General features: G+C 61.3%; 11 protein-coding genes. 10 read left to right on the top strand and 1 reads right to left on the bottom strand.

Annotated features, from left to right (window positions below):
* Positions 1–23: 23 nt before the first annotated feature.
* Positions 24–1,952, bottom strand: coding sequence for a DUF2339 domain-containing protein (locus IAU67_RS03785; RefSeq protein ID WP_151843152.1), 1,929 nt, complete (start codon positions 1,950–1,952; stop codon positions 24–26).
* Positions 1,953–2,319: 367 nt separating this feature from the next.
* Between IAU67_RS03785 and infC the strand changes: the two genes are divergently transcribed.
* The 10 genes from infC to IAU67_RS03835 all read left to right on the top strand — a co-directional run bounded on the left by infC (position 2,320) and on the right by IAU67_RS03835 (position 12,873).
* Positions 2,320–2,841 carry a translation initiation factor IF-3 gene (gene infC / locus IAU67_RS03790; protein ID WP_151843153.1) on the top strand — a complete coding sequence of 174 codons (522 nt, stop codon included), beginning with the start codon at positions 2,320–2,322 and terminating at the stop codon, positions 2,839–2,841.
* Positions 2,842–2,899: 58 nt separating this feature from the next.
* Entirely contained in the window at positions 2,900–3,094 is a 195-nt protein-coding gene (gene rpmI, locus IAU67_RS03795; RefSeq protein ID WP_151843154.1) for a 50S ribosomal protein L35, read from the top strand.
* A 73-nt stretch (positions 3,095–3,167) separates the two neighbouring features.
* Complete coding sequence (rplT, locus tag IAU67_RS03800; protein WP_151843155.1) at positions 3,168–3,551, top strand: 50S ribosomal protein L20; 384 nt, start codon at positions 3,168–3,170, stop codon at positions 3,549–3,551.
* Between the two features lie 115 nt (positions 3,552–3,666).
* On the top strand, positions 3,667–4,512 hold the full coding sequence (locus IAU67_RS03805) for a TrmH family RNA methyltransferase (RefSeq protein ID WP_187767961.1): 846 nt from the start codon (positions 3,667–3,669) through the stop codon (positions 4,510–4,512).
* Positions 4,513–4,604: 92 nt separating this feature from the next.
* The gene (gene pheS / locus IAU67_RS03810) at positions 4,605–5,660 is read left to right on the top strand and encodes a phenylalanine--tRNA ligase subunit alpha (RefSeq protein WP_151843188.1); all 1,056 of its coding nucleotides are present in this window, start codon (positions 4,605–4,607) and stop codon (positions 5,658–5,660) included.
* Positions 5,661–5,713: 53 nt separating this feature from the next.
* On the top strand, positions 5,714–8,269 hold the full coding sequence (pheT, locus tag IAU67_RS03815; protein WP_151843157.1) for a phenylalanine--tRNA ligase subunit beta: 2,556 nt from the start codon (positions 5,714–5,716) through the stop codon (positions 8,267–8,269).
* A gap of 111 nt (positions 8,270–8,380) precedes the next feature.
* Positions 8,381–9,406, top strand: a complete 1,026-nt coding sequence (gene argC, locus IAU67_RS03820) for an N-acetyl-gamma-glutamyl-phosphate reductase (protein WP_151843158.1) — start codon at positions 8,381–8,383, stop codon at positions 9,404–9,406.
* Positions 9,407–9,412: 6 nt separating this feature from the next.
* Positions 9,413–10,621 (top strand): bifunctional glutamate N-acetyltransferase/amino-acid acetyltransferase ArgJ, encoded by a 1,209-nt coding sequence (gene argJ / locus IAU67_RS03825; RefSeq protein ID WP_151843159.1) that lies wholly within the window; start codon positions 9,413–9,415, stop codon positions 10,619–10,621.
* A gap of 73 nt (positions 10,622–10,694) precedes the next feature.
* Positions 10,695–11,621 carry an acetylglutamate kinase gene (argB, locus tag IAU67_RS03830; RefSeq protein WP_151843160.1) on the top strand — a complete coding sequence of 309 codons (927 nt, stop codon included), beginning with the start codon at positions 10,695–10,697 and terminating at the stop codon, positions 11,619–11,621.
* On the top strand, positions 11,614–12,873 hold the full coding sequence (locus tag IAU67_RS03835) for an acetylornithine transaminase (protein WP_151843161.1): 1,260 nt from the start codon (positions 11,614–11,616) through the stop codon (positions 12,871–12,873). Before argB ends, IAU67_RS03835 begins: the two co-directional genes overlap by 8 nt.
* Positions 12,874–12,876 lie beyond the last annotated feature (3 nt).

A 12,876-nucleotide genomic window follows, 5' to 3' on the forward strand; every position in this document is an offset into this window, starting at 1 on the left:
CGACGGATTAGTTGACGTGCCACCTATTTTTGAGGGGATGAGTGTTGATGCCGTTCGCGTAAGCCCGCTGCCAGCAAGAGCAGCGAACCGCAGGCAATGAACGCGATGACCTGAACCACGCCACCCAGCACCGAAAGATCCCAGAAGATCAACTTCAGGAATGCAACCACGATGACCCCGAGGCCAGTCGAGGTGACACCGCGATGCAGAACCACAATTCCTAGCACAATCCACAGAAGCGAAATGACGGTGTGTGCCAGCATGAAGCTCATGTGACCGTTGTGGACCAGCTGAAACAGCGCTGGAATGCACGCGGAACTCGTAACGAGTGCGACAAAGCCAGCCATGATGGGCGCGGGCTGGTTCAAGGTGATGAGGCTCTTCCAGTGAACCGCCGCATAGGCCAACGCCACTGAGGTGGCCACCAGAACAACGGGCGCGGCCGGGAGTAGCGTGTCTTCGTAGTGGAACCACGAGGCGAGTGCGTGTGGGTAGGCAGTGATCACCACAGCGATGAGGCAATACACCACCAGGGCATGCGGAACCCTAGCTCGAACAGCGACAAGAACCGAGGTGAGGGCCGCCACTCCCACTCCGGACAGGATGGACAGCGGACTGGTGAACGGCTGAGAGTAAAAGTTCACCACCAGTGCCGTAGCCAAGCCGCCCAGGTTCATGGCCAGCGCCAGAGACACGCATCGCTCATGTGCCTGCGGGCTATTGACGGCGATCATGGTGATCGCGGTGGAAAAAGTAGAGGCAACCAGCGCATAGATCACTGCCGCCAGAGGTTCCTCGAGCACCAGGAGAGCTACCGGTGTGACCGTGATAGCGATTGTGGTGAATGCGCTGTCCCGTGCAGGCAATTCCTCCGAGCGGAACGCCAGAACGGTGAGAATAATCAACGCCAAGGAGCCCAGAACAAAGAGAGTTGGCACGCTGGACAGTGCCAGGACCATGCCGGCCACGTACACAATCGTGGCCGTGATATTCAGATTTTTCCATGCGTGACCCCACCGAGCGGCAAAGCCGATCAGCGCGCTGAGCGCCACCGATGCTGAAAAGTACATACTCTGCGGCACCGTGAAGTGCCCCTCGGCCAGAACCATGAGGGCAATGGGAACGATAAAGATCGGCGATAGAGCTGTGACGATGACCGCGAGAGTCTCGTGCTTCCACACAAACGCCAACGCAGTACCGAGGGCGCAGATCCCGCTGATGAGAACCGCACCCACTTCGGGTGTCAGCCACTCAATGCCGTACACAGCAATCCACACATCGACCAGGCCACCCATCACGCCGACGATGACAAGGCTCGGCGCCAGAACATCCGGCATCTTGCGGGCGTGCGTCACCACGCCCGCAGCGATGAAAGCAGCGCACAGAACTCCCGCGAGACACACCATCATCTGCGGAGTGATGAACCCGGACGCCAAGGCAAGGGCTGCGCAAAAGACCAGACCGATGATGGTGATGATGGACCCGAAGATCGCCAGAATACGAGTGGTGTTGAACTCTATGCTCCGGCGAGGAAAACGATGGCCGACTGCGCCGGTGGTGCTCGATGGCTGCACAGACGCACCGGCAGGCGGCCTGTGGAACACAGAGCCCCCGCCTCCTGGTGTGCGGCGAGAGGGGAGAGAGGTGGGCGTCGAAGAATGGGATTGAGGAAACGCCGGAAGTCCCCGCGGCGGGCGCGCGATGGATTGAGCGGGTTCGCTGGGTGCAGCTGCGGGCTGCGGCGTAACGGACACGGGCTGCGGTGTGACAGTTGCGGGTTGAGGTTCAGCAGCCGCAGACTGATCGGCAGCGAGCGTGGACTGAGCACGGATAAAGCGATCAATGCGAACGGCTAGTTGTGACTGGGCCGTGCTGTTGGCCTTGAGAATCCTGCTGATGTCTCGAAGTATCTGATCGGTTGTGGCAGTGGTCGTGGATTCACTAGTGTTCATGTGTCCCCCTTAGACACGACGCGTGTGAAATAGTTTTGAGAGGGATCATAGCTGAATCGCTGGAGAAATGACCAGGGGTAATTTGTTTAGAGTAGGCAGGGGTGCTACACTATCGGCACTACCGTTCAAGATCTGTTCGAGATTCGACTGAAAATATCGATACAGCTCTTGACTGCAAAGTGGAGTTTCTCCCACCTCGTGACCACCACCGGACAGTCGGATTGGACTTGGGCTCAGGTAAACCATGCATATTCGTGCGCATGTCGCCATGGATGGCGAGTCATCGCAGAAAGCATCGTGCATGGGGGGATTCATTACTTTTCAGAAAAGCGGTAACACATGTAACCACTGCTACTGAGGAGTTCACATTAGCGCTGAAGCTCGCATCAACGACCGAATCCGAGTCCCTGAGGTCCGACTCGTCGGTCCAGGCGGAGAACAGGTTGGCATCGTCAAGACCGACGACGCACGCAAGCTGGCCTATGAAGCAGACCTCGATCTTGTTGAGGTCGCCCCGAACGCAAAGCCGCCCGTGGCGAAGATCATGGACTACGGCAAGTTCAAATACGAGCAGGCTCAAAAGGCCCGCGAGTCTCGTAAGAACCAGCAGCAGACTGTGGTGAAGGAGCAGAAGTTCCGCCCGAAGATTGACGACCACGACTACGAAACCAAGAAGAACAACGTAGTGCGGTTCCTCGATAAGGGCTCCAAGGTCAAGGTCACCATCATGTTCCGCGGACGTGAGCAATCCCGTCCCGAGCTGGGCTTCCGTCTGCTGGAGCGCCTCGCCAACGACGTGCAAGAACACGGCGTTGTGGAGACCCGCGCCAAGCAAGACGGCCGCAACATGACGATGGTTCTTGGCCCAGTCCGCAAGGGCAAGAAGTAAGTAGTTCCGATCAGATCTCTGGTCACCACTCGACTAATTAATTGAGGATTTCACCAACATGAAGCAGAAGACTCACAAGGGCACCGCTAAGCGCGTGAAGATCACCGGCTCCGGTAAACTGCGCCGCGAGCAGGCTAACCGCCGTCACTTGCTGGAGGGCAAGCCTTCCCGTCGTACTCGTCGTCTGAAGGGCACCGAGGATGTAGCCCCTGCGGACACCAAGCGCATCAAGCGTCTGCTGGGTAAGGCTTAATCGCCTCTTCACTAGACCCCAGTAAAGAAACTGCCCCACTAGAACCACACAACTAAGTAAAGGACGTATCACCGTGGCACGTGTCAAGCGCTCAGTGAACGCTAAGAAGAAGCGTCGCGAAGTACTCAACTCCGCAAAGGGCTACCGTGGTCAGCGCTCCCGCCTGTACCGCAAGGCTAAGGAGCAGATGCTCCACTCCAAGACCTACGAGTTCCGCGACCGTCGCGCTCGTAAGGGCGACTTCCGCAAGCTGTGGATCCAGCGCATCAACGCAGGTGCACGCCAGAACGGCATCACCTACAACCGCCTGATCCAGGGTCTGCGCCTGGCCGAGATCGAGGTTGACCGCAAGATCCTGGCTGAGTTGGCTGTCAACGACTTCGACGCATTCACCGCTCTGTGCGACGCTGCCAAGGCAGCTCTGCCAGAGGACGTGAACGCTCCAGCTGCCCAGTAAGAGTCAGCGAGGAATACACCCCGCCTCGGGTCGGCATTTCGTGCCGTCCGACGCGGGGTTTCGTGCATCATGGGCTCGGTATGGAACGAACCACATGTCCAGTACAGTAGAGAGCATGTCTGAGACAGAGCTGTTCACGGAGCGAACACCACGAGTGGTGAAAGCCGCAAAGCTTCACCGCGCCGCAGCCCGCAGAAAAATGGGGGCCTTCCTGGCGGAAGGGGAGAACTCGGTAGAAGCCGCCGTAGCCACCGGCTCCGCCACCGATCTCTTTCTCACCGAAGCCGCAGCCGAGCGCTTCGAGCCCATCGTGCGCAGCGCGAAGTACCTCAACATCTACACTCATTTCATCACTGAGCGTGCCGCGAAGCACCTCTCGGATACCGTGCACACCACTGGCATTTTCGCCGTGTGCAAGCCTGTGTTGTGGAGCGTGGACAAGGCCTTGGCGGGTCGGCCGCAGCTCGTCAGCGTTCCCGTTGAAACCAATGATCCCGGAAACGCCGGCACGCTCATCCGCGTCGCCGACGCGATGGGTGCCGATGCCTGCATTTTTGCCGGTGAGTCAGTCGATCCGCAATCTCCCAAGGCTGTGCGTTCCACTGCTGGATCCCTGTTCCATCTGCCCGTCGCGCGCCACACCGGCATCAAGGACGTCCTGGGCCGCCTGCGGGCGCATGGTCTGCAGATTGTGGCCACGTCGGCCGATGGGGAGGTGAGCCTCGACCACGCCGGCGATCTGTTGTCCAAGCCCACCGCATGGCTGTTCGGCAACGAAGCCCATGGGCTCGGTGAGGAACTTCTTGCAGAGGCAGACGTGCGCGTGCGCATCCCCATCCGGGGACGGGCGGAATCGCTGAACCTCGCGACGGCGGCGTCGATATGTCTCTATGAATCCGCGAAGGCCTTGAGTTCGGGCGACGACGGCGACGATCATGCCGCCTTGGACCCCCTCGTCTGAGCGTCTGTGATGCCCAGCGGGTATGATTATTTCGTTAATAATGTCCTAACGCCTATGTGCCAGATGAGGAGCCCACTAACGTGTCTGAATCAGTGACTGATTCCGGAGATGCTCACGACGTCGAGTTGACCGAAGCCAGCCTAAATGCCGCCGCTGAACAGGCCGAACAGGCGTTTTCCGCCGCTGAGGATTTGGATCAGCTGGCCACGGCTCGGCGCAAACACCTGGGTGATGAGGCTCCCATCCCCGCTGCTCGTCGACGCCTCGGCTCACTGCCGAAAGACCAGCGTAAAGATGCAGGCCGCATAGTTAACATGGCTCGTGGGCGCGTGGAGAAGGCCTACGCGGTGGCCAAGGAAGCTCTGGAGATTAAGCGCAACGAGGAAGTGCTCAAGGCCGAGCGCATCGACGTGACGCAGCCAACCACGCGCGGTCAGGTGGGCGCGCAGCACCCCATCACGATCTTGTCCGAGCAGATCGCGGACATTTTCGTGGGCATGGGCTGGGAGATTGCCGATGGCCCTGAGGTGGAGGCGGAATACTTCAACTTCGACTCTCTGAACTTCATCCCGGACCACCCGGCGCGTACGCTGCAGGACACGTTCCACATCGCGCCCGCGGGTTCCTCGCAGGTGCTGCGCACGCACACTTCGCCGGTGCAGATGCGCACGATGCTGGACCGCGAGGTTCCCATCTACATCGCCTGCCCGGGCCGCGTGTTCCGCACTGACGAGTTGGATGCCACGCACACTCCCGTGTTCCACCAGGTGGAAGGGCTGGCCGTGGACAAGGGCCTGACGATGGCTCATCTCAAGGGCACGCTGGATCACCTGGCAAAGACGCTGTTCGGGCCGGAGACCAAGACGCGCATCCGTCCGAACTACTTCCCGTTCACGGAGCCTTCTGCGGAGGTGGACGTGTGGTTCCCGAACAAGAAGGGAGGCGCAGGATGGATCGAGTGGGGCGGCTGCGGCATGGTGAACCCCAATGTGCTGACCGCGGCGGGCATTGACCCCGATGAGTACCAGGGCTTTGCCTTCGGAATGGGCATCGAGCGCACCCTGCAATTCCGTAATGGTTTGCCGGACATGCGTGACATGGTGGAGGGAGATGTTCGTTTCACTCTTCCCTTTGGTGTCCGAGGATAGTCCTAGGCGAACGTAGATCTTCGCAGGGTAAAAGAAAAGGAATTAAGAACAACATGCTGATTTCCCAGTCTTGGCTGACCAGGATCCTGCAGACCGCAAACCCTGGATGGTCTGTGTCGAGCGAGGAGTTCGATGCTGGCTTCGTGAAGGTAGGTTTCGAGACGGAGGGCTACGAGGCGCTCCCGGAAACCACCGGCGTGCTGTGCATCGGCCGCGTGGAGAGCATCGAGGAGCTGGAGGGCTTTAAGAAGCCGATCCGCTACTGCGATGTGAACGTGGGGCAGGCCAATGGTACGGGCGAGCTGCAGCACATCATTTGCGGTGCCCGGAACTTTGGCGAGGGCGATAACGTTGTCGTGGTGCTTCCAGGCAGTGTATTGCCGGGCAATTTCGAGATTTCTGCGCGCAAAACCTATGGGAAGATCTCCGAGGGAATGATGTGCTCCGCCGCCGAGCTGGGCCTGACGCAGCAGTCCGCCGGGATTATTACCATTTCCGACGCCGAGCTTGCGGACCACGGGCTGTCCGTCGGTGATGACGCTCGTGGGATTCTGGGGCTGGATGACACCGTGTTTGATGTCAACATCACGCCGGACCGCGGCTACGCGTTGAGCGCTCGCGGTCTGGCCCGCGAGCTGGGCTCCAGCTTCGCGTTGCAGTTCCGCGATCCTGCGACGGATCCGTCGGCGGCGGCACTCAGTAACGATCTGTTTGCGGGTCTGCCGGGTACCGACGGAGAGATCTACGATGTGTCCGTGGACGACAACACCGGGTGCTCCGTGTTCGGTATGCGCAAGGTGGTGGGGATCGACCCAACGGCCGAGTCTCCACTGTGGATGCAGCGTGAGCTGATGCTGTGTGGTCAGCGTCCGGTCAATGCTGCGACCGACGTGACGAACTATGTGATGTTCCTGCTGGGCCAGCCGATGCATGCCTTCGACGCGGCGAAGGTTCAGGGCGGATTGCACGTGCGCCGCGCTGAGGCGGGGGAGAAGCTCACCACTTTGGATGGGGTGGAACGCACCCTGGATGCCGAAGACGTGGTGATCTGCGATGATAATGGCATCCAGTCCATGGCGGGCGTGATGGGCGGCTCCACGTCCGAGATCTCGGATGAGACCGTGGACGTCCTGTTCGAGGCGGCGCACTGGGATCAGATCACGGTGGCGCGCACGTGCCGCCGGCACAAGTTGTCCTCGGAGGCGTCTCGCCGCTTCGAGCGCGGCACGGACCCGCAGGTCATTAATGAGGCACTGGACTTTGCCGTCGCCCTTCTGGCACAGATTGCCGGCGGTGAGGTTGTGGAAGGCCGCACGGTGGTGGGATCTGCGCCAGAGATGCCGCAGATCCTGATGCACACCTCCCGCCCGGGCCGCACCGCCGGCATGGTGTACCCGGATGGAACCACTATTTCTCGCCTCCGCGAGGTGGGCTGTACCGTTCGCGAGACCGGCCACCGCGATGGCCTGGGTGCGCGTGAGATCGAGGTGACCCCACCATCCTGGCGTCCAGATCTGACGATGCCGGCTGACCTGGTGGAAGAGGTTCTGCGCTTGCAGGGCCTGGAGGATATCCCGTCGATTGTTCCTACTGCGCCGGCTGGACGTGGCTACACCCCACGTCAGCGTATGCGTCGCAGCGTCAACCACGCGCTGGCGTGGGCGGGCTATGCGGAGATTCTTCCTACTCCGTTTATCGCCAACGATGTGTTCGACGTGTGGGGCTTGGAGGACGAGGACCCGCGTCGTGTTGCCGTGAAGGTGTTGAACCCGCTGGAGGCGGATTACGCAACCATCGGTACCACTTTGCTTCCGTCCATGATTGATTCTTTGCGCCGCAATGTGACGCGTGGTCAGCGCGATGTGGCGCTGTACGGCGTGGAGCAGGTATCCCGTCCAACTCAGGCGGAGCAGAAGTCTCCGATGCTCTCGGTTACGCAGCGGCCAGAGGATGAGGAGCTGCGCTCCCTGCTGGAGTCCCTGCCGGAGCAGCCGTTGCACGTTGCGATGATTGCCTCGGGTCAGCGCCAACTGCAGGGTACGTGGGGTTCCGCGGTGCCGTTTGAGGCTGCCGATGCCATTGAGGCGGCACGCGTGGTGGGACGCGCTGCGGGCGTGGAGTTTAGCTTCCGTAACGCGGAGTACCTGCCGTGGCACCCAGGACGCTGCGCGGAGATCCTGGTGGGAGATACCGTGGTGGGCCATGCCGGTGAGCTGCATCCTCAGGTGTGTGAGCGCGCGCAGATCCCTGCCCGTACCGTAGCGATGGAGCTGAACGCGGATCTGCTGCCACTGGAGGAGAAGTTCCCCCGTCCGGTGCTGTCCAGCTTCCCGGCGGTGCTGCAGGATCTGGCGGTTGTGGTGGATGCATCCACGCCGGCGCAGGATGTGGAGGATGCCCTCCGTGAGGGCGCCGGGGAGCTCCTGGAGGAGATTCGCCTGTTCGACGTGTACCAGTCGGAGGTCGTGGGTGCCGACAAGCGCTCGTTGACGTTCAGCATGCGCTTCCGCGCCGTGGACCGGACGTTGACGGAGGAAGAAGCTTCGGAAGCACGCGAGTCTGCTCTGGCGGAGGCGTCTCGTCGCGTGGGCGCGGTGCAGCGCGCATAAGGCAGCGCGCATAGCGCCGTCTCGCGCGGACTCTCCCGCTACCCCGCAATGAATAATTCTCATTATATTGCATAATTTGCAATGCGGAGGATCGTCGGGCATGATGGGGGCATGCTCACTATCGCGATTGCCGGTGCCACAGGATATGCAGGCGGAGAAGCCCTCCGCCTGCTGTTGAATCACCCAGGCTACACCAAAGATTTCCAGATCGGTCCCCTGACTGGAGCGTCTAACGCGGGTGCCCGCTTTGGTGATCTGGTCCCCAGCCTTCCGCCACTGGCAGAGCGAGTAGTAGAAAACACCACGCCCGAGGTGCTCGCCACCGCGGACGTTGCCATCCTCGCCCTGCCGCATGGCGTATCCGCCGCATTGGCCGCGGAGCTGCCCGAGTCCGTGAAGGTCATCGACTGCGGTGCTGATTTCCGCTTGAAGAGCCAGGCGGACTGGGAGAAGTACTACGGTACCGAATACGCGGGCCACGAAACTTATGGCATCCCGGAAATGCCTGGCCATCGAGAGGCTATCAAGACTTCCCGCTTCGTGGCCGCCCCTGGCTGTTTCCCCACCGGAGCCACCCTTGCGGCACTGCCCGGCATCCACGCTGGGGTGATGGAACCACAGGTAAGCGTGGTGTCCGTCACGGGAGTGAGCGGCGCAGGAAAGAAGGCTGCCGTCAACCTACTGGGCGCAGAAACGATGGGTAACCTCCGGGCCTACGGCGTGGGCACGCATCGCCATACCCCGGAGATCACGCAGAACCTCGCGGAGGTCGCACCCGCAGAAAACACGGACGTGCACGTCACCTTCACCCCGGTCCTCGCACCGCTTACGCGCGGCATTCTCACCACCGTGACGGCCAGGACCCAGGCATCCGCCCAGGAAGTACGTGCCGCCTATGAGGCCTTCTGCGCAGACGAACCGTTCCTGCACCTGCTGCCGGAAGGCCAGCAGCCAGAAACCAAGAACGTGGTGGGGTCCAACATGGTGCACCTCCAGGTCACGGTGAATGACGGGATGATCGTCGCCACCAGCGCCATTGATAATTTGACGAAGGGCACCGCCGGTGCCGTTGTGCAGTGTCTCAACCTCATGATGGGGTGGGACGAGACCGCGGGTCTGCCGCAGACAGGAATGTAAGAAACGATGAGCGACCTCCACAGTGAGCAGTCCACGGCCACGCAGCCACGTCCTGTGGGCGTGACCGTTCCCCAGGGCTTTTCCGTTGCCTCTACCACGGCGCACATCAAGCCGTCGGGCAAGCCGGATATGGCCCTGTTGCGCAACGACGGCCCGGATTTTCATGCTGCGGCGATGTTTACCCGCAACAAGGTCACGGCAAGCCCGGTGCGCCTGACCCAGTCCCACCACAATGGGCAGTTCAAGGCCGTGATTGTCAATGCCGGCAACGCCAATGCGTGCAATGGCGCCCAGGGAGATAAGGACGCAGCCACCACCGCGAACCACGTGGCCCAGGCGTTGGGCATTGATACCGAGGACGTCGCCGTGTGCTCCACCGGGCTGATCGGTGATGTTCTTCCCATGGACAAGGTCCTCGCCGGCGTGGACGCGCTGGTGCCGCAGCTGTCCTCCGATGTCGAGGCCGGAGGCCCCGCCGCCGAGGCGATCATGACCACCGATACGGTCTCCAAGCAGGCCGTCTACCGGGGCGATGGCTGGTCGATTGGTGCCATGGGCAAGGGGGTGGGCATGCTCGCCCCGTCCCTGGCCACCATGTTGGTCTTTATTACCACCGACGCCAAGCTTGCCTCCCCCGAGGCTGCACAGAAAGCCTTGAGTGCCTCTACTGCCACCACGTTTGATTGCGTGGATGTGGACGGCTCCACGTCCACCAACGATACGGTGCTGTTGCTCGCCTCGGGCGCGTCCGGTGTGACTCCCGATGAGGAGGAGTTCCAGCGCGCGATTCACCAGGTGTGCCTGGATATCGCGATGCAGCTGCAGGCGGACGCGGAAGGTGTGACCAAGCGCGTGTCCATCACGGTGGAGGGAGCGGCCACCGACGCGGAGGCCAAGGAGGCCGCCCGGGTGATCGGCCGCGACAACCTCTTTAAGTGCGCGATGTTTGGAAGCGATCCGAACTGGGGCCGCGTGCTGGCCGCTGTGGGCATGGCCCCGGTGGAGATGGAGGCGGAGAAGATCAGCGTGTCCTTCAACGGCTCGCCGGTCTGCATCAATTCCACGGGTGCTCCGAATGCTCGAGAGGTGGATCTCACGGGCACGGACATCGCGGTGACCGTGGACCTAGGCACAGGCAAGGGCGGAACCGCCACTGTGTGGACCACGGACCTGTCCTATGCCTACGTGGAAATTAACTCGGAATACTCCACATAAAAAGAGCTGGATATACCGTCATAAAAAGCGTCAACGACCGACCGCACCCGTCCTTAATTTTTAAGTGAGAGCAATGGCTAATAACTTTTCAGCCCTTCCCGACATCACCAATCTCACCCCGGAGATGCGCAGCCATGTGCTGGCAGAGGCCCTGCCGTGGCTGTTGCATTTCCAGGGAAAAATCGTGGTGGTGAAATACGGCGGCAACGCCATGATCGACGACGAGCTGCGCCGAGCCTTCGCCGCCGACATGGTGTTCCTGCGCGCCGTGGGCGCCCGCCCCGTGGTCGTTCACGGTGGAGGCCCACAGATCAATCAGATGCTGGACGCCGTGGGACTGGAATCCGAGTTCAAGGGCGGTTTTCGCGTCACCACGCCCGAGGTGATGGAGTACGTCCGCATGGTGCTGTTCGGCAAGGTCGGCCGCGAGCTTGTGGGGCTTATCAACGAGCACGGTCCCTATGCGGTGGGAACCTCCGGTGAAGATGCCGGGCTGTTCACGGCAGAGAAGCGTTTCGGCGTCGTTGATGGGGAAGAGGTCGACCTGGGGCGGGTGGGTTCTATCGCCCACGTCCAGGCGGATTCGCTAATGGACCTCATTGAGGCAGGTCGCATCCCGGTGGTCTCCACCGTCGCCCCCGATATCAACGGTGATATTTACAACATCAATGCGGATACCGCGGCGGGTGCGTTGGCGTCGGCATTGGGCGCGGAGCGCCTGGTCATGCTCACGAACGTGCAGGGACTGTACACGGATTGGCCGAACCAGGACTCGCTGGTGTCTAGGATTGATCCGCAGGCGTTGTCGGACATCCTGCCTACGCTGGATTCGGGAATGATTCCGAAGATGGAGGCGTGCTTGAACGCGCTGCGCACCGGAGTGAAGGCCGCGCATGTGATTGACGGGCGTATTGCTCACTCGGTGCTGCTGGAGCTGATGACCTCTGGCGGTATTGGAACGATGGTTGTGGAAGACGATTGGGAGGGTGTTCATGCCTAAAACAACGAATCCTGAGCAGGATGCGCAGGAAAACCAGAGTGCGCCATGGCAGCAGCAATGGGATAGTGCCCTGATGCCCACGTATGGCACCCCTCAACTGGAACTGGTGCGGGGCGAGGGATCCTTCGTATTCGACGCCAACGGCGCGCAGTACCTGGACCTCCTGTCTGGCATCGCGGTGAATGCGTTGGGACACGCCCATCCTGCGATTGTACGAGCTGTCACCGAGCAGGTCAGCACGCTGGGCCACGTGTCCAACAACTTCGCGCACCCCCAGGTCATCACGCTGGCCACGCGCCTGAAAGGCCTAATTGCGCAGCATCTGGACGGGGAGTGGGCGCACGACCCACAGTCCGCGCAGGTGTTTTTCGCAAACTCCGGTGCGGAGGCCAACGAGGCGGCCTTCAAGATTGCCCGCGCGACGGGTCGGACGAAGATTCTCGCCGCGGAACGCGGCTTCCACGGGCGCACGATGGGCGCCTTGGCGCTGACCGGGCAGCCGGATAAGCAAGCCCAATTTCAGCCGTTGCCGGGCGGCGTGGAGTACTACCCCTACGGCGACATCGAGGCGCTGCGCCGCATGGCCGATGAGGACACCGCGGCGATCGTCCTGGAGTCTATCCAGGGCGAAACGGGAGTGATCCCCACCCCAGAGGGCTTTTTGACCGAGGTACGCCAGCTGTGCGATGAGCTGGGAATCCTCATGATCGTGGACGAAGTCCAGGCCGGCATGGGGCGCACGGGCGCGTGGTTCGGCTATCAGGTGGAACAGATCGTCCCCGACGTCATCACCCTGGCCAAGGGCCTGGGCGGCGGCATGCCGATCGGCGCGTGCATTGCTCTGCCACCGGCGCAGCTGCTGGTCAAGGGCTCGCACGGCACCACGTTCGGCGGCAATCCCATTGCCTGCGCTGCAGCCAACGCCGTCATCACCACCATCGAGGACGAGCACATTCTGGACAACGTGACCGAGATTGGCGCCTACATCACGTCCGAACTGGAGAAGGATCCGTCCGTCACCACGATCCGCGGACGCGGACTGATGCTGGGCGTGGTGCTGGACAGTCCGCTGGAGGTCGACCCGCTCGAGTATGGAGTGATTATTAATCGCCCGGCGCCAGATGTGTTGCGCATTGTGCCGCCATTGAATTTGAGCCGGGAGGACGCGCGCTTGGGCGTCGAAAAAATTAAAAAAATGCTGAACGATAACCGCGCGGCACAGTCGGGCGCACCAACCAAGGAATCGGAGTAACAC

Origin of the sequence: Corynebacterium zhongnanshanii (genome assembly GCF_014490575.1) — a bacterium.
GTDB lineage: Bacteria > Actinomycetota > Actinomycetes > Mycobacteriales > Mycobacteriaceae > Corynebacterium > Corynebacterium zhongnanshanii.

Coding starts and splice junctions, on each gene's coding strand:
- IAU67_RS03785 (WP_151843152.1), bottom strand. CDS start 1,952: ATGAACACTAGTGAATCCACGACCACTGCCACAACCGATCAGATACTT.
- rpmI (WP_151843154.1), top strand. CDS start 2,900: ATGAAGCAGAAGACTCACAAGGGCACCGCTAAGCGCGTGAAGATCACC.
- IAU67_RS03805 (WP_187767961.1), top strand. CDS start 3,667: ATGTCTGAGACAGAGCTGTTCACGGAGCGAACACCACGAGTGGTGAAA.
- pheT (WP_151843157.1), top strand. CDS start 5,714: ATGCTGATTTCCCAGTCTTGGCTGACCAGGATCCTGCAGACCGCAAAC.
- argC (WP_151843158.1), top strand. CDS start 8,381: ATGCTCACTATCGCGATTGCCGGTGCCACAGGATATGCAGGCGGAGAA.
- argJ (WP_151843159.1), top strand. CDS start 9,413: ATGAGCGACCTCCACAGTGAGCAGTCCACGGCCACGCAGCCACGTCCT.
- argB (WP_151843160.1), top strand. CDS start 10,695: ATGGCTAATAACTTTTCAGCCCTTCCCGACATCACCAATCTCACCCCG.
- IAU67_RS03835 (WP_151843161.1), top strand. CDS start 11,614: ATGCCTAAAACAACGAATCCTGAGCAGGATGCGCAGGAAAACCAGAGT.